Annotated in this window: 17 protein-coding genes; 10 read left to right on the forward strand and 7 right to left on the reverse strand. The window is 67.7% G+C overall.

Annotated features, from left to right (window positions below; genetic code table 11):
• Window positions 1-46 precede the first annotated feature (46 nt).
• The 7 genes from G6N53_RS11450 to G6N53_RS11480 all read left to right on the forward strand — a co-directional run bounded on the left by G6N53_RS11450 (window position 47) and on the right by G6N53_RS11480 (window position 7,225).
• Complete coding sequence (locus G6N53_RS11450; protein ID WP_163888567.1) at window positions 47-1,462, forward strand: NAD(P)H-quinone dehydrogenase; 1,416 nt, start codon at window positions 47-49, stop codon at window positions 1,460-1,462.
• A 56-nt stretch (window positions 1,463-1,518) separates the two neighbouring features.
• Window positions 1,519-3,264 carry a glycerol-3-phosphate dehydrogenase/oxidase gene (locus G6N53_RS11455; protein ID WP_163888568.1) on the forward strand — a complete coding sequence of 582 codons (1,746 nt, stop codon included), beginning with the start codon at window positions 1,519-1,521 and terminating at the stop codon, window positions 3,262-3,264.
• Window positions 3,261-4,130: a pseudouridine synthase gene (locus G6N53_RS11460; protein ID WP_163888569.1), complete on the forward strand. Its 870-nt coding sequence runs from the start codon at window positions 3,261-3,263 to the stop codon at window positions 4,128-4,130. The genes G6N53_RS11455 and G6N53_RS11460 overlap by 4 nt, the downstream gene beginning before the upstream one ends.
• Window positions 4,131-4,504: 374 nt before the next feature.
• On the forward strand, window positions 4,505-5,170 hold the full coding sequence (locus G6N53_RS11465) for a TetR/AcrR family transcriptional regulator (protein WP_163888570.1): 666 nt from the start codon (window positions 4,505-4,507) through the stop codon (window positions 5,168-5,170).
• A complete protein-coding gene (locus G6N53_RS11470) occupies window positions 5,167-5,997 on the forward strand; it encodes a class I SAM-dependent methyltransferase (RefSeq protein WP_163888571.1) in 831 nt (276 codons plus the stop codon). The genes G6N53_RS11465 and G6N53_RS11470 overlap by 4 nt, the downstream gene beginning before the upstream one ends.
• Before the next feature lie 97 nt (window positions 5,998-6,094).
• Window positions 6,095-6,442: an RNA-binding protein gene (locus tag G6N53_RS11475; protein ID WP_163888572.1), complete on the forward strand. Its 348-nt coding sequence runs from the start codon at window positions 6,095-6,097 to the stop codon at window positions 6,440-6,442.
• 12 nt (window positions 6,443-6,454) lie between these two features.
• Window positions 6,455-7,225 carry an SDR family NAD(P)-dependent oxidoreductase gene (locus G6N53_RS11480; protein WP_163888573.1) on the forward strand — a complete coding sequence of 257 codons (771 nt, stop codon included), beginning with the start codon at window positions 6,455-6,457 and terminating at the stop codon, window positions 7,223-7,225.
• Here the strand turns inward: G6N53_RS11480 and G6N53_RS11485 are convergent.
• From G6N53_RS11485 to G6N53_RS11510, 6 genes are all read right to left on the reverse strand, one after another.
• Entirely contained in the window at window positions 7,222-8,034 is an 813-nt protein-coding gene (locus G6N53_RS11485) for a class I SAM-dependent methyltransferase (protein WP_163888574.1), read from the reverse strand. The two genes, G6N53_RS11480 and G6N53_RS11485, sit on opposite strands and share 4 nt — an antisense overlap.
• Window positions 8,035-8,071: 37 nt before the next feature.
• The gene (locus tag G6N53_RS11490) at window positions 8,072-9,598 is read right to left on the reverse strand and encodes an amidase (protein ID WP_163888575.1); all 1,527 of its coding nucleotides are present in this window, start codon (window positions 9,596-9,598) and stop codon (window positions 8,072-8,074) included.
• Window positions 9,598-10,308 (reverse strand): TetR/AcrR family transcriptional regulator, encoded by a 711-nt coding sequence (locus tag G6N53_RS11495; RefSeq protein ID WP_163888576.1) that lies wholly within the window; start codon window positions 10,306-10,308, stop codon window positions 9,598-9,600. Before G6N53_RS11495 ends, G6N53_RS11490 begins: the two co-directional genes overlap by 1 nt.
• 78 nt (window positions 10,309-10,386) lie before the next feature.
• On the reverse strand, window positions 10,387-11,022 hold the full coding sequence (locus tag G6N53_RS11500) for a TetR/AcrR family transcriptional regulator (protein WP_163888577.1): 636 nt from the start codon (window positions 11,020-11,022) through the stop codon (window positions 10,387-10,389).
• A gap of 80 nt (window positions 11,023-11,102) precedes the next feature.
• Window positions 11,103-11,882, reverse strand: coding sequence for an enoyl-CoA hydratase/isomerase family protein (locus G6N53_RS11505; RefSeq protein ID WP_163888578.1), 780 nt, complete (start codon window positions 11,880-11,882; stop codon window positions 11,103-11,105).
• Between the two features lie 9 nt (window positions 11,883-11,891).
• Window positions 11,892-12,581, reverse strand: coding sequence for a TetR family transcriptional regulator (locus G6N53_RS11510; protein WP_163888579.1), 690 nt, complete (start codon window positions 12,579-12,581; stop codon window positions 11,892-11,894).
• A gap of 69 nt (window positions 12,582-12,650) precedes the next feature.
• Here G6N53_RS11510 and G6N53_RS11515 point away from each other — a divergent pair, with 69 nt between their 5' ends.
• The 3 genes from G6N53_RS11515 (at window position 12,651) to G6N53_RS11525 (ending at window position 15,506) form a co-directional block, all read left to right on the forward strand.
• Complete coding sequence (locus G6N53_RS11515) at window positions 12,651-13,706, forward strand: ferredoxin reductase (protein WP_163888580.1); 1,056 nt, start codon at window positions 12,651-12,653, stop codon at window positions 13,704-13,706.
• Between the two features lie 88 nt (window positions 13,707-13,794).
• On the forward strand, window positions 13,795-14,919 hold the full coding sequence (locus G6N53_RS11520) for a fatty acid desaturase family protein (RefSeq protein ID WP_163888581.1): 1,125 nt from the start codon (window positions 13,795-13,797) through the stop codon (window positions 14,917-14,919).
• Window positions 14,920-15,080: 161 nt separating this feature from the next.
• On the forward strand, window positions 15,081-15,506 hold the full coding sequence (locus G6N53_RS11525; protein WP_163888582.1) for an MTB12 C-terminal domain-containing protein: 426 nt from the start codon (window positions 15,081-15,083) through the stop codon (window positions 15,504-15,506).
• Between the two features lie 30 nt (window positions 15,507-15,536).
• Here G6N53_RS11525 and G6N53_RS11530 read toward each other — a convergent pair whose 3' ends face one another.
• A complete protein-coding gene (locus tag G6N53_RS11530; RefSeq protein ID WP_163888583.1) occupies window positions 15,537-16,457 on the reverse strand; it encodes a type IV toxin-antitoxin system AbiEi family antitoxin in 921 nt (306 codons plus the stop codon).
• Window positions 16,458-16,520: the final 63 nt, after the last annotated feature.

The raw sequence follows: 16,520 nt of genomic DNA on the forward strand, positions 1-16,520 counted from the left end.
CGGGCTCCCGGTATCTGAACGCGGCCGCGTGTCCTAGGTTGAAGCGGTGGTAACGCGCATCGTGGTCATCGGCGGCGGGCCGGCCGGATACGAGGCGGCGCTGGTGGCTGCCGCCAAGGGCAAAGACGTCACCCAGGTGACGCTCGTGGACTCCGACGGGGTGGGCGGAGCCTGCGTGCTTTACGACTGCGTGCCGTCGAAGACACTGATCGCCTCCACCGGCGTGCGCACCGAGCTGCGGCGGGCCGAGGGGCTCGGCTTCGACATCGCCGTCGACGCCGCCAAGATCTCCCTGGGCGAGATCAACAACCGGGTCAAGACGCTGGCCGCGTCGCAGTCCGCCGACATCGGTCGCCAGCTGCTCAACCAGGGGGTGACGATCATCGCCGGCCGCGGCGAGCTCGTCGACGACACCGAAGGCATGGCCCATCACCGGGTGAAGGTCACCACCTCAGACGGCAAGGTCGGGGTGCTCAAGGCCGACGTGGTGCTGATCGCCACCGGCGCCAGCCCCCGGGTGCTGCCCAACGCCGAGCCCGACGGTGAGCGCATCCTGACCTGGCGACAGCTCTACGAGCTCGCTGAGTTGCCGGAACACCTGATCATCGTGGGCTCGGGGGTGACCGGCGCGGAGTTCTGCAACGCCTACACCGAGCTCGGGGTGACGGTGACGGTGGTCGCCAGCCGAGACCAGATCCTGCCGCACGAGGACTCCGACGCCGCCGCGGTGCTCGAAGAGGTGTTCGCCGAACGTGGAGTCACGCTGGTCAAGAACGCCCGGGCCGACTCGGTGACCCGCACCGACACCGGCGTACAGGTGAAGATCGCCGACGGCCGCACCGTCGAGGGCAGCCACGCGCTGATGACGGTCGGCTCGGTGCCCAACACCGCCGGTCTCGGTCTGGAGCGGGTGGGCGTGGAACTCAAGAATGGCGGCTACATCCCGGTCGACCGGGTGTCGCGCACCCCGGCGGCGGGCATCTACGCCGCGGGTGACTGCACCGGCCTGCTGCCGTTGGCGTCGGTGGCCGCGATGCAGGGCCGCATCGCCATGTACCACGCGCTGGGCGAAGGGGTGTCGCCGATCCGGTTGCGCACGGTGGCGTCGGCGACGTTCACCCGGCCTGAGATCGCCGCCGTCGGCATCCCGCAGTCGTCGATCGACGACGGCAGCGTGCCGGCCCGCACCATGGTGTTGCCGCTGAACACCAACGCCAGGGCGAAGATGTCGCTGCTGCGGCACGGTTTTGTGAAGATCTTCTGCCGGCCGGCGACGGGCGTGGTGATCGGTGGTGTGGTGGTGGCGCCGATCGCCTCGGAGCTGATCCTGCCGATCGCGCTGGCCGTGCAGAACCGGATCTCGGTGACCGACCTGGCGCAGACGCTGTCGGTGTATCCGTCGCTGTCGGGTTCCATCGTGGAGGCCGCGCGCCGGTTGATGGCGCACGACGATCTGGACTGAGCACACGTAGCCTGGGACGGACAACCGTACTGACGAGTAACGAGGAGTCGGTCAACGTGAGCGACGCGATCCCCGGTCCGGGCAACGGGCAGACCCTGCTGGGTCCCGAGCAGCGGGCGCGCGCCTGGCAGCGGCTGGGCAGCGAGCAGTTCGACGTCGTCGTGATCGGCGGCGGCGTGGTGGGTGCGGGCGCCGCGCTGGACGCGGCCACGCGGGGCCTCAAGGTGGCACTGGTCGAGGCGCGTGACTTCGCCTCGGGGACTTCCAGTCGCAGCAGCAAGATGTTCCACGGCGGTCTGCGCTATCTCGAGCAGTTGGAGTTCGGGCTGGTGCGTGAGGCGCTGCACGAACGGGAGCTGTCGTTGACGACGCTGGCGCCGCACCTGGTCAAGCCGCTGCCGTTCCTGTTCCCGTTGACCAACCGGTGGTGGGAGCGGCCCTACATCGCGGCGGGCATCATGCTCTACGACCAGCTCGGTGGCTCGAAATCGGTTCCGGCGCAAAAGCATCTGACCCGCTCCGGGGCGCTGCGGCTGTCCCCGGGTTTGAAGCGCAGCTCGCTGATCGGCGGAATCCGCTACTACGACACCGTCGTCGACGACGCCAGGCACACGATGACCGTCGCGCGCACCGCGGCGCACTACGGAGCGGTGGTCCGCACGTCCACCCAGGTGGTGGCGCTGCTGCGGGAGGGCGATCGGGTCACCGGAGTGCAGGTCCGCGATACCGAGAACGGCACGATCACCGACGTGCACGGCCACGTCGTGGTCAACGCCACCGGGGTGTGGACCGACGAGATCCAGGCATTGTCCAAGCAGCGCGGCCGGTTTCGGGTCCGGGCATCCAAGGGCGTGCACATCGTGGTGCCGCGGGACCGTGTCGTCAGCGAGGTCGCGATCATCCTGCGCACCGACAAGTCGGTGCTGTTCGTCATCCCGTGGGGCACGCACTGGATCATCGGCACCACCGACACCGACTGGAACCTCGACCTGGCGCACCCGGCGGCCACCAAGGCCGACATCGACTACATCCTCGGCACCGTCAACACCGTGCTGGCCACCCCGTTGACCCATGACGACATCGACGGCGTGTACGCGGGGCTGCGGCCACTGCTGGCGGGGGAGAGCGAGTCGACCTCGAAGCTGTCCCGCGAGCACGCCGTTGCGGTGCCCGCCCCGGGTCTGGTGGCGATCGCCGGCGGCAAGTACACCACCTACCGGGTGATGGCCGAGGACGCCATCGACGCCGCGGCCGAGTTCGTACCGACGCGGGTGGCGCCGTCGATCACCGAGAAGGTGCCGCTGATGGGCGCCGACGGATACTTCGCGCTGGTCAACCAAACTCAAAGCGTCGGAAAGCATTACAACCTGCATCCGTACCGCGTTCGGCATCTGCTGGATCGGTACGGGTCGCTGATCGGGGAGGTGCTGGCGCTGGGCGAGGAGAACCCGGACCTGCTGGGGCCGATCACCGACGCCCCGGTGTACCTGAAGGTCGAGGCCGCCTACGCCGCGGCGGCCGAAGGGGCGCTGCATCTCGAGGACATCCTGGCGCGCCGGATGCGGATCTCGATCGAGTACCCGCACCGCGGTGTGGAGTGTGCCCGTGAGGTCGCCGAAGTCGTGGCGCCGATCCTGGGGTGGAGCGCCGAGGACATCGACAGTGAGGTCGCGACCTACCTGGCGCGGGTCGAGGCTGAGGTGCTGTCCCAGTCGCAGGCAGACGACGAGTCGGCCGACGCGTTGCGGGCGGCCGCACCGGAAGCCCGCGCGGAGATCCTCGAACCGGTGCCGCTCACTTGACGCGGACGCCGGCACCGCTTCCGGTGCGCGACGGACTCGGGCCGGCACGGGTCCGGTTGCGTGGCGGCGCGGTGCTGGTGGAGTTGGCGGACCGGTTCGGTGAGGCCGCCGCGGCCAAGGTGCTCAACGGTGAAGTGCGCACCGCCGACGGCACGGTCGTCACCGCATCGACTGTGCTGGAACCGAATTCGCACGTCTACCTCTACCGGGATCTGCCCGACGAGGTGCCGGTCCCATTCGACATGCCGATCCTGCACCGCGACGCCGACATCGTCGTCGTCGACAAGCCGCACTTTCTGGCCACGATGCCACGCGGCCGCCACGTCGCCCAGACCGCGCTGGTGCGGCTGCGTCGCGAACTCGACCTGCCCGAGCTGAGCCCCGCGCATCGGCTGGACCGCCTGACGGCGGGGGTGCTGGTGTTCACCACGCGACCGGAGGTGCGCGGCGCGTATCAGTCGTTGTTCGCGCGGGGGCTGGTGCGCAAGACCTACCTGGCGCACGCGCCCGTCGACCCCGATCTCGTCTTCCCGCTCACGGTGCGCAGTCGGATCGTCAAGCGCCGCGGCTGCCTGCAGGCCGTGGAAGAGCCGGGCGAGCCGAACGCCGAGACGGTCATCGAGCATCGCGGCGACGGCCGCTACCAACTCACCCCGCGCACCGGGCGGACCCATCAGCTGCGGGTGCACATGGCGTCGCTGGGGTTGCCGATCACCGGTGACCCGCTGTACCCCGACGTCACCGACATCCCGGCCGACGACTTCGATGTTCCGCTGCGACTGGTGGCGCATCGCCTGGAGTTCGAGGACCCGCTCACCGGGATGGCCCGGCGGTTCACCAGCGCCCGCGAGCTACCTGCTGGTTAGTCTGCGCTCAGATCGCAGTTCCCCTCGGCTTCACGCATTACTGCGATCTGAGCGCATACCGTGCGCGGTCCGAATGCGCACAGAGGCAATGTACGACATCCCTGAGTTGTTCGCTGCACGATTCGACGGTGCAGTCAAAAACAGCTTGGACGAGGCATCTAGTGCCGTAATTGGCGTGAGCAGAATTTGCCCGGCGGGGTCGGTGACCGCTACGAAACGGTGACCGGACGACGATGACGGTGCAGGGCCCGCGTGCAGTGCCGATGCTGTCGACGCATACGCCGACGCGCATACCTGGCAAAGCTGGGCACGGTGACATCGGATGCGTCGGCGATGTATTCGTATTGGAAACAATATGTTGATATTGTGTCTGGATGTTCGGTGCCAGCGACCGTCCGGCCGACGACCTGACCGCCCGGGCCCGGATTCGGGACGCCGCGCTGGCCCAGTTCGCAGAACGCGGCGTCCAGGGGGCCACCATCAAGGGCATCGCCGATCAGGCCGGCGTCTCCCCGGGGCTGGTACAGCACCATTTCGGCACCAAGGACAACCTGCGGCAGGTCTGCGACGACACGGTCATCGAGGTGTTCCGGCGACAGACCGTCGAGGGCGCAGCCAGCGGGGACATCACCAGGCCGGACTTCATCAACGGCCTCTACCGCGCCGCTCCGCCGTTGATCCGCTACCTGGCACGCGCCGCGGTCGAGGGCGGGCCGGCCGCGGCCGCGGTTCTCGACGAACTCGCGGCAGGGGCCGAGGAGTTCTTGAGCAGCACTTGGCCCGAACGCTTCCCTCGTGGTTCGCAGCAGGCCGGCGACGCCGCCGCGGTCATGTGCGCGATGCACACCGGGGTGATCATGTTGCACGACCACCTCGCCAGGCAGATGGGCAGCGACCTCGCGGGCGCGGAGGCCACCCGCATCGGTCTGGCGATGTTCGACCTGTACGCGGCGATGGGTGAATTCACGGCTTCCGATACCGGCCGGCGGATCGCCGACGCCGTCACCCAGCACCGGGATGCCCAGGAAGGAGACCGATGACCGCGACCCTCGACGACCTCACCCCGGTCGAGAAGACGCTGCTGGTCACGCTGGCCGGCCGCGCACTGGACGCCCGTAAACCACGCCCACTGCTCAATGATCAACTGGCCGCCGACGTGTGCGACCGACTCGGCCCAATCGGCGATACCGTCAGACCGTCGGGCACCGTGCAGTTGGCCACCGCGATCCGCAGCAGGATGCTCGACCGGTTGGTGACGGCGTTCATCGACGCGCACCCCGACGCGGTGGTGGTGGAACTGGGGTGCGGGCTGGAAACCCGGATGCACCGCATCACGCCGCCGACCACCGTGGACTGGTACGACCTCGACCTCGACCGCGTCATCGCGCTGCGCCGGCAGATGATCCCCGCGCTGGAGCGCGCGCACCCGGTCGCGGCGTCTCTGACCGAACCTGGCTGGCTGCAGGACATTCCGCGGGAGCGCCCGGTGATCGTCGTCGCCGACGGGGTCCTCGGCTTCCTCACCGAGGCCGACAACCGCCAGATCCTGAACGCACTGACCGAACACTTCACCGCCGGTGGCGAACTCGCGTTCGTCGCCTACACCCGTGTCGTCGCCAGGCTGATGGGCTCGATCGGGGAGCTTCGCAGGGTCGGCATACCAAAAGGGTTTCGGGGCTTCGGTTTTGACGATGCACACGACGTCGAGCGACTCAACCCGCGCCTGACGTTCATCGAGGAACAGCTCGGCGCCGCGGCGCCCGAGGCCGCGCACTTCCCGTGGGCCACCCGTATGGTCGCCAAACTGTTCGCACGATGGCGCGCCCAGGGCCGTCGCGGCGTCTGGATCGTCCGCTACCGCTTCTGAGGCGCGCCGCCCGCGTTCAGCCCCATCCGGGCGTCGCTGCTGTAACAATCGGGGGACTGCGCGGCGCCCGCCGCTGGAAACCTCGAAGGAGCCGACAGTGCGCAACACCTGGCTCGTGGCAGCGGCGGCGCTGTGCGTGGGGGCGGTGCTCGGTCCCGTATCGGGCCCTGCACCTGCCGCGCACGCCGCGGTGTGCGGTTCGGTCGGCGGCGTGCACGTCGACATCACCGGCTGCGCGGACCCGCTGTCCGAACTCAACGCGTTCCCTCCGCCACCACCTCCGCCGCCTCCGCCGCCTCCGCCACCCCCGCCGCCGCCTCCGGGTGCGCCGCCTCCTCCGCCTCCACCGCCCCCGCCGCCACCTCCGCCGGTGTATGTCCCGCACCCCAACGTCGCCGTCTGCGCCGACGTGGGCCGTCGGATCAGCGTCGGGGGCTGTATCTAGGTGGATATCTAGGTGGACCGAACGTCATTCGACCGGCTGTTCGACATGACAGACCGGACGGTCATCGTCACCGGCGGCACCCGGGGCATCGGGTTGGCGCTGGCGCAGGGCTATGTGCTGGCCGGGGCACGGGTGGTGGTGGCCAGCCGCAAAGCCGAGGCGTGTGAGCAGGCGACCCGGCACCTGCGTGATCTCGGTGGGGAGGCGATCGGCGTGCCGACCCACCTCGGCGAGATCGACGACCTCGCCACGCTTGTCTCCCGCACGGTGTCCGAGTTCGGCGGGGTGGACGTGCTGGTGAACAACGCCGCCAACCCGCTGGCCCAGCCGCTGGGGCAGCTGACGGTCGACGCGCTGACGAAGTCGTTCGAGGTCAACCTGCGCGGCCCGGTGCTCCTGGTCCAGGAGGCGCTGCCGCACCTGAAGGCCAGCCCGCATGCCGCGGTGCTGAACATGGTGTCGGTCGGCGCGTTCATCTTCGCGCCGATGCTGTCGATCTATGCGGCGATGAAGTCGGCGCTGATGTCGTTCACCCGCTCGATGGCCGCCGAGTTCGCAAGTGACGGCATCAGGGTCAACGCACTGGCCCCGGGCCCGGTGGACACCGACATGATGCGCAAGAACCCGCAGGAGGCCATCGACGGCATGGTCGCCGGAACGCTGATGGGACGGCTGGCCTCGGCCGACGAGATGATCGGCGCCGCACTGCTGTTGACGTCGGACGCCGGCAGCTACATCACCGGACAGGTGATCATCGCCGACGGTGGCGGGACGCCCCGCTAGCGGGACCGTTCGAAGGTGTGGACGCGGTATCCGTCGCGGAGCGTGCGCAGCGCGGTACGCAGCACCGGGCCGGGAATTCGGAATGCCTTGAAGTCGCGTGCTCGGCCGACGATGGACACTGCCGGGCGCGGTTGCCGGTATCCGAGTTGGAGGAACGTCGCCTCTGGATGGTCTTCGACGAATTTGAACTCACTGCCCAACGCCAGGATCTGCTTGTACAGCTTGCCCATATGCCTGTTGAAGAACACCCGGTTCATCAGGTCGCAGATCAGCGTGTGGTCGGGAAAAGTGTCGGACAGTGTGGTGAGCAGTTGGTGCACTTGGGTTTTGTCGAGGTACATGAACACGCCCTCGATCACGATGAGGGTCTCGGCGTTCGGGTCGCATTCGCCCAGCGCGGCGGGGAGTTCGTCGGCCGAGAAGTCGACGGCTCTGCGCCGCAATGTATTCGGACACTTCTCAGGCGCCAGGATGGTGTTCTTGTGTTCGATGATGGCCGCTTCGTCGAACTCGAACCAGCGGCCGCCGGCCAATCGATAGGCGCGGCTGTCGAAGCCGGTGCCGATGTTGATGATCTGCAGGTCTTTGTTCGCTTTGAGGCGTCTGGCGATCTCGTCGTAGATGATCCGCGCCCGCACGACGTTGCTGACGTTTCGGCGGGTGCCGCCGGAGAACGGGGCATAGACCGTCCTACCTTCGCCGGCCAGGAAGTCCTCGGCGTAGATGTCGGCGTATATCGAGCCCGGTGTGCGGGCGTCGTCGGCGCGGATGCCGCAGCAGAAGAACGCGGTTTTGGATATCGGGTTCATGTGGGCTCCAGTGAATCTGGGTGTGGTCATGGGTGTGCTAGGCGTGGATCGGCGGTCGGCCGATGAAGGCGCCGGCCTCCTCGATCTGAGCGGCGACGCGCAGGAGAACGTCCTCCCGCCCGTAGGCGGCGACGAGTTGCACGCCGATCGGCAGGCCGCTGTTGCTCAGCCGAACCGGCAGGGAGATGGCCGGTTGCCCGGTGATGTTGAACGGCATCGTGAACGCCAGCAGGGAAGCGGTGCGCATCCACGCGTCGAGGGGCTTGGCGGGGTCGGGGCGCAGCGCCCCGAGCCTCGGCGGCAGATCGGTGAGCGTGGGGGTGACGAGAAGGTCGAACCCGTCCGCCCACCACGCCGCCATGCTTCGGGTGAAGTCGTTCAGGCCGGCGAGGGCGGTGAGATAGTCGCTGCCCGTGGTGTGTTGGCCCACGTGGGTGATGAGCCAGTTGTCGGTGTCCATGTCGGCCTCACCGATCGGGCGACCGAGCGTGACGCTCATCCGCTCGACGAAATGGGCCTGGCTGCAGGCGAGGATGGGCACCACGAAGACTCCGGCACCGGTGACCACCGGCGCCGGGAAGGACGGTTCCACATCATGGCCCAGGTCTTCGAGCAATGCGGCGGTGCTCGTCGCGGCTGCGCTGCACTCCGGGTGGACGGACGCGGCGGGGGTATCGGGGACGAAGCCCAGCGCCTCGATGAATCGGCCGAGCATGGGCAGGGCTTCCGGTGGAAATGTGGGGTCTTCTGTGCCGGTGGGGAATTCGGTGATGAAGCCGATGCGCAGCCGTCCCGGGTCGGCTCCGACCTCCTCACGGAACCGGCGTGCGGGAGTGGGTGCGACGACGGTGTCGCCCGGCATGGGCCCGGAGACGAGATCGAGCACCGCAGCGGTATCGCGCACGCTTCGGGTCACCGCCAGCTCCGCCGCCAGGCCGGCCCACATCGCATCCGAGGACTCGGGACCGACAGAGACCCGGCCGCGGGAGGGTTTGAGCCCGATGATGCCGCACTGACTCGCCGGGTTGCGGATGGAGCCGCCGCCGTCACTGGCGTGCGCGAGCGGCACCATGCCGGAGGCGACGGCGGCGGCCGCACCACCGCTGGAGCCGCCACTGGCGTATTCGGTGTTCCAGGGGTTGTGGGTCGGTCCGTAGGCGTCCGGTTCCGTCGTCGCCCAGGCGCCGAGTTCGGGAACGTTGGTGCGGCCGATGTCGACGAATCCTCCGTCGAGGAGCTTCTGCACCAGGTGCGACGTTCCCGGCGCGCAGTAGCCCGCGTCGCGCAGAAACCGGGTGCCCCAATGGTGGGCATCCCCGGCTCGATTCCCGGCCGCGATGTCCTTGAGCAGAATCGGCACGCCGCAGAACGGCGCTTCCGGTCGCAGGGAACCCGCCTCGCGGCGCGCCCGCTCGAAGTTGCGGTGGATGACGGCGTTCAGTTGCGGGTCGATGTGCTCGACCCGGGAGATGGCGGCGTCGATGAGTTCGTGGGCCGAGATCTTCCCTGCGCGCACCAGCTCTGCCTGGCCGACGGCGTCGAGTCCTGCCAGCTCGTCGGTCATCAGTCCTCCTGTATCGGGCATGTGGTGGGGTTCACTTGGGGTCGTGGTAGCAGCGTCGAGAGGTCCAGTCCGTCGACGGCTTGGCCGAGGCAGACGGCACGAAGAACACTGCTGGCAAAGGCATCTGCGTCGCCCCAGGGCAGATAGGGCCTGGTGACCAGCAGGGAGGCGACACCGTGCGCGGCTGCCCACAGTTGCAACGCCGGGCCCAGGGAATCGGTCGGCGGGAAGAAGGCTTCGTCGATGAGCTCCTGCACGGTGTGCTGAAGATGGACGAAGGCCGAGTTGACGAGGGTTTCGTCGAACTCACTGGGTTGCCTGGGTGCGGTGTCGGTGGCCACCCGGTACATGAGCGGGGTCTGCACGGCAAAACGTACGTAGGCCATGCCCAGCGCGTGCAGGCGTTCCAGGGCGGTCGGTAGTCCTCGGGTGGCGTCGCGCATCGCCTGACCGAGCTGGCGGTAGTACTTCGCGCACACTGCAGCCAGAAGCTCTTCCTTGTCCGCGAAATGCCGATAGAGCGACGGCGCCGTGATGCCGAGTGCTCGGGTCACCTCGCGGGTCGACGGTGCCTTGGCGTCCTGGGAGGCCAGGATCAATTCGGTTGCGGCATCGATGATCTGGTCGCGCAGCAGGTCGCCGGATCCTTTGGGTAGCCGCGGGCGCGGTGCCTCACCGGACCCGCCTGCCCGCTCACCCGACTGCGTCATCACCCTCCTTGAGGTAGCGACGCTACCGTAGCGGCGCTACCCTATGGCCGTCAAGGCCACCGGACGGGACGGACGGTGTTAGTCGAGTCCGATCAGCGGGCTCAGGAGCGGCGCCTGCTGCGGGTAGACGATGGCGGGTCCGACCCACCGGGACAGGAATTCGCGCAGTTCGACGCCGGTGCGCTTGGGGTTGCCGGCGTCGAGGAGGAACGAGTTGAGCACACGCAGCGAGAATTCGTTCAGCTCGTTGAGGGCGGGCTCGTCGTAACCGTGGGCCATCCAGTCGACGTCGAGGCGGTGCAGCAGCGAACGGCCGAAGGTGTACGCGGTGTCGGAGGTGAAGGAGCCGCCGACCGAATGCGCGCCGCGTTGGCTGAGCAGGAAACCGATCTGCGGGTCGTCGGCCAGCGACTCGATGGTGAACGCCATGCCCTCGACCATCGCGGTGACCGGGTCGGTCTCGCCGCGGACCCGTCGTTCCAGCCGTCCCAGGAACCCGTCGGCCTGCTGCATCGCGCAGGCGACCAGCAGGGCCTCGGTGCTGGGGAAGTAGCGGTATACCGTCTGGCGGGTGACGCCGAGGTCGCGTGCCACGTCGGCGATGCGCATCGAGGATCCGCGTTCGGCGACGATCCGCTCGGCCGAGCCGAGGATGCGCGCAATCGCCTCCTCGTCCGACGCAGGAGGATTCCCGGACCAACCGTGGCTTCGCATCGCTGTCCCCTTTCTCCGCCGGAACGGTATTCCAGCAGGCCCGTTCTCGCGATTTCCCGCCCGGAATACCGTTCCGGCGGCTACTTCTTGCGCAGCACCGCTGCGGCGGCCTCGCGCATCTCGCCGCTCGTCGAGGACAGGATCTGGCTGCGGTTCTCCAGGTGCAGGGCAGCTTCCAGGCTCGAAGCCTCCAGGTTGGCCCACAGCACCTGCTTGGTCGACTCCACGCCGAATTTTCCGTAGCCGCACAGAGTCTCAGCGATCGACATCGCCTCATCGGTGGCCGATGAGGCGATCCGCGATACCAGGCCCAACCGCAGCGCCTCGTCGGCGTCGACCGCGCGCGCCGTCAGGATCAGGTCGAACGCAGGGCCCGCTCCGACGACGCGCGGCAGGGTGTAGCTGACCCCAATGTCACAACCGCCGAGTCCGAGCTTGATGAACTGGGTGCAGAACCGCGCCGACGGCGACGCGATCCGGATGTCGCAGGCCAGCGCGATGCCGAAGCCGCCACCGTAGGCCACGCCGTTGACCGCCGCGATCACCGGCTGACGCAGCCGGTGGATCTTCGCGGTGAGGTCGGCGATGCGTTCCTGCCAGCGCATCCCCGACCGGGGGAACTCGGTGCCGCCGCCGGCCGCGGCGGGGCTCGGTGCGGACAGGTCGAGTCCCGAGCAGAAGCCGCGACCGGCCCCGGTCAGCACCACCACCCGGCAGGAGTTGTCGACGGCGATGGCGTCGAGGGCCGCGTGCAGCTCTTCGACCAGCTCATAGGACAGTGCGTTGAGTTTGTCCGGCCGGTTGAGGGTCAGGACCGCGATCTCCGGCCTGGGATGGGTGACTTCGAGGGTGGACGCCATGGCGTCACGTTAACTGCTGCGCCAGCCCGCCACGCCCACCGTGATCATCCGCAGTTGTTTGATGGCGACGCGCCTGATCTCCTGGATGGTCGCCGGGTCGTTGGTGTCCTCCAGGGACTCGGCGATCACGATCATCGAGTTGACGAACACGCTGGCCAGGATGTTGAGATCTTCACTGCTCCAGGTGTTCAGGCCCGGGAAGCGGGCCAGGTCGATCGCCAGTTCGGAAGTGATGAGCCGGATCTCGGTGCGAATCGCATACCGCAGTACCGCGACCCCGGTGTTGCGCTCGCGCCCGATGAAGCGCCAGTGCTCCCGGCGCTCCTGCACCCCGTCGATGAGGATGTCGACCGAGGACTCGATGACGCGGTTGGGGTCAAGCTTGCCGGCACGGGCCCCCCGCAGCATGTCGCGCAGGGCGCGGAACGATTCGTCGATCAACACCAGCCCGAGCGCTTCCATCGACTCGAAGTGCCGGTAGAACGCAGCCGGCACGATCCCGGCCTCCCGGGTGACCTCGCGCAGGCTCAGCGCGCCGAAGCTGCGCTCGTCGAGCAGGTGCAGGGCGGCGGCGACGATCGCCCGCCTGGTGGCTTCTTTGCGCTGGTCGCGCGACAGGCTCTCCTTGGCGTTGCTGCGGGAGTCCCTCGAACGCCTGCTCGAATGGCTTGAGCGTGAGCTGGGCGTACGGTCGTTCACTGTGTGAAAGGTACCACAGCCTGGCGATACCTCTTGACGTACTGGCCCGATGAGGCGCACGGTGTACATATGTTCACTGAAACGTTGACCAAGCGACGGCGAGGGTCTGCGCTGCTGGACCTGCTCACCGGTCCGCACGGTGTCGACCGCTTCACCGAGCTGGTCGACCCCACCTGGACGCGCGGCGACGCCCGCGCCCGCATCGTCGGGGTGCGACGCAGCACCCCCCGCAGCGTCACGCTGACGCTGGAACCCAACCGTGCGTTCGCCGGATTCCGCGCCGGCCAGCACATCAACCTGTCCGTCGAGATCGACGGTCGTCGTCGCACCCGGCCGTACTCGCCGGCCAACGCCGAGAACGACCGCTACATCGAGCTGACGATCGGTCACCACGACGGCGGCCTGGTGTCACCCTTCCTGTTCGAGCACGCTCGGACGGGGATGGTGGTCGGCCTAGATTCCGTCGGCGGTGACTTCACGCTGCCCGTCAGCCCGTTGGGACGCATCCTGTTCGTCTCCGGCGGCAGCGGGATCACCCCGGTGATGTCGATGCTGCGCACGCTGCGTGCGCAGCGCTACACCGGTGACGTCACCTTCATCCACTACGCCCGGTCCGCCGAGGAGGCGTGCTACCGCGACGAGCTGGCCGAGATCGCGCGTGCGATGCCGAACGTCACCGTGCTGCACGGCTACAGCCGCTCTCCGGAAGGTTCGGACCTGCACGGGCGCTTCGCCGCCGAGCATGTCGAGTCGGTGACCGCGGACCACGTGTTCGTCTGCGGGCCGCCCGAGCTCGCCGACGCGGTCCGGTTGATCTACCCGGATGCGGCGGCGGAGAGCTTCGTTCCGCCGGTGTTCTCGGGCGAATCATCCGGTGGCCGAGTGATGTTCGCCGACAGCGGCGTCGAGATCACCGACGACGGCCGGCCACTGCTGGACCAGGCCGAGACGGCTGGTCTGACACCGGAGAGCGGCTGCCGGATGGGCATCTGCTTTTCCTGCACCCGACGCAAGACCAACGGTGCAGTGCGCAACGTGATCACCGGTGCGGTGTCGAGCACCGAGGAAGAGGACGTGCAGATCTGCGTGTCCGCCCCCGTCGGCGACGTCGACATCGCCCTGTAAACCCCCCGCCGGAACGGTATTCCAGCAGCGGTTTTCCAAGTAATCCCCGCTCTGGATGCAGTCTCGGCGATACCGAGAGGTGACAAACATGACCGACACCCTGGAAACCCCGACCACCCCGACCACCCCGCAGGCCAAGACACTCGAGAAGATGGTCGGCGGACAGAAGATCACCCTGACGCCCGAGCAGGCCGACGAATTCGGCCGCGAGCTCGACGCGCTCAAGGAGAGCGTCATCGCCGACCTCGGTGAGCGCGACGCCACCTACATCCGCAACATGATCAAAGCCCAGCGTGGGCTCGAGGTCGGTGGGCGCGCGCTGCTGTTCGGCGGCATCTTCCCGCCGTTCTGGTTGGCCGGCACCGCGATGCTGGGCCTGAGCAAGATCATCGACAACATGGAGATCGGCCACAACGTCATGCACGGCCAGTACGACTGGATGGGCGATCCGGCCATCTCCAGCAAGAACTTCGAGTGGGACACCGCGTGCCCGGCCGACCAGTGGCGCCACTCGCACAACTACATGCACCACACCTACACCAACATCGTCGGCCTGGACCGCGACATCGGCTACGGCATCCTGCGGATGAGCTCGGATCAGAAGTGGCGGCCGTACTACCTGGGCAATCCGGTGTATGCGTTCCTGCTGATGGTGCTGTTCCAGTACGGGGTGGCGCTGCACGAGATGGAGAGCGAGAAGATCGCCTCCGGGGAGATCACGCTGACCGACAAGCGCGAGATCCTCTCCGGCATCTGGGCCAAGACCAAGAAGCAGACGCTGAAAGACTATGTGGCGTTCCCGTTGCTGGCGGGGCCGTTCGCGCCGTGGGTGTTCACGGGCAACCTGACCGCCAACCTGATGCGCAACGTGTGGTCGTACATGATCATCTTCTGCGGGCACTTCCCCGAGGACGTCCAGGAGTTCTCGATCGAGGAGACCAAGGCCGAGACGCGTGGGCAGTGGTACTTCCGCCAGATCCTCGGGTCGGCAAACCTCACCGGTGGCAAGCTGTTCCACATCTTGAGCGGCAACCTGTCGTTCCAGATCGAGCATCACCTGTTCCCGGACATCCCGGCCTTCCGGCACGCGGAGATCGCGCCCAAGGTTCAGGAGATCTGCGAGCGCTACGGCGTGCCGTACAACACCGGCTCCCTGCCGCATCAGTTCGGCACGGTGGTGCGCAAGATCGTCAAGTTCGCCCTGCCGTTCTAGTTCCCCGCCTCCTTCGCCGGAACGGTATTCCACGCGGTCGTCACTCGACGATTTGCGCCTGGAATACCGTTCCGGCGCTGGTCTGGACGTAGGCCTTGTGGGGTCGGCGCAGGCGTGGTGAAGTCTGCGTGGGTCGGGCAACGTTCGGAAGGAATGTGTTGATGCGTGCTGCGTTCGCGGCGATGACGGTCTTGGCGGCAGGTGCTCTCAGCGGAGCGGGGGTCGCGCTGGCGCAACCGGCGGTACCCGGCGCCGGGGAGTTGACCTCCGACCTGCAGCAGGTGCTGAACACCGGCGCGCCGGCATCCGAGCGGGCCGCGCTGCTGGCGGGCGGCGAGGCGGCGGTACCCACCGCCGACAACATCGCCAACCGGTTGAACACCTACGGCGGCATGGTCAACTGGCAGGTGCAGAACCCGGTGCTCAACGGCGACCGACTGGACGCGCAGATTGCGGTCACGATCCCGATCTTCGGCACCAAGACCCACAACATCTACTGGGTGAACCAGGATGGTGACTGGAAGCTGTCGAACCCGTCGGCCTGCGTGATCGCCACCGACGTCGCGGGCGTCGACTGCACCGTCTAGTTCCCGCCGGAACGGTATTCCAGCAGGCGGCTACTCGAACTCCGGCTCCGCAGAAGCAATCTGGGCGCGCCAACGGCTGTAGGCGTACGACGGGATCTCGATGCGGCCACGCCACCCGCGCGCGGTCATCGCGTCGTGCAACCTGTGGATGACGTCGACGGGATCGTCCTCTTTGACGATGCCGACAACGTTCCAGCCGAGACGCGCGAGCACGGGCAGGACACGTCGGTCTTTCAGGTACTCCGCGCGGTTTGTCTGGTGCTGCTCGCCGTCGTACTCGATCGCGACCTTGAAGTCCTCCCAGCCGAAGTCGAGGACGCGAACGGGCCGGCCGTCCTCGTCGACGACAGGAATCTGGGTGGCGGGTGCCGGGAACCCGCAGTCGATGACCAGCAACCGCCAGAACGTCTCCATCGGGGACATGGCGCCGCCGTCGACGAGCGGCAGGGCCGCCTTCAGCCGCGCGACTCCGTGGTGACCGCGGTAGCGCTTCGCCAGCATGATCGGGTCCTCCATCGAGTACGGACGCACCCGCATCAGGGCGTCGAGCTGGGCGATGGCGTGGTCGCGGCGTTGGAACCTGCCGAGGTCGAACGCGGTCCGCGCCGGAGTGGCGACCGGCAGTCCGTCGAGCGTCTCCCATTCGTCTGACCCGATGTGCTCGTTGCGGGTGATGATGCCCCGGGGTGGCCGAGTGCAGTTGTGGATCAGCTCGATGTCGACGGTGTCGTCGATCCAGCGTGACCCGTGCAACGCCGCGGCAGCCAGGCCGGTGATGATGCCGGTGCGCTTGGACCACAGCCAGGCGCCCACAATCCGGTCGTGCAGGGTGAGCTCGTGGTTGCGCGGTGCGTGGACGTTCGGATAGATGCGCCGGTACCAGCGTCGCAGTTGATGCCGGGTGACGACGCCGTTGGTGACGGCTTCCGTGCCGATGATGATGTTTCCCATGACCGAAGACTGGTCACCCCGTCTGACAGATCACGGCGCTGCTCGCCGAGATTGCATTCAGGC

It is taken from the genome of Mycolicibacterium hippocampi (assembly GCF_010723735.1).
Classification (GTDB): Bacteria; Actinomycetota; Actinomycetes; order Mycobacteriales; family Mycobacteriaceae; genus Mycobacterium; species Mycobacterium hippocampi.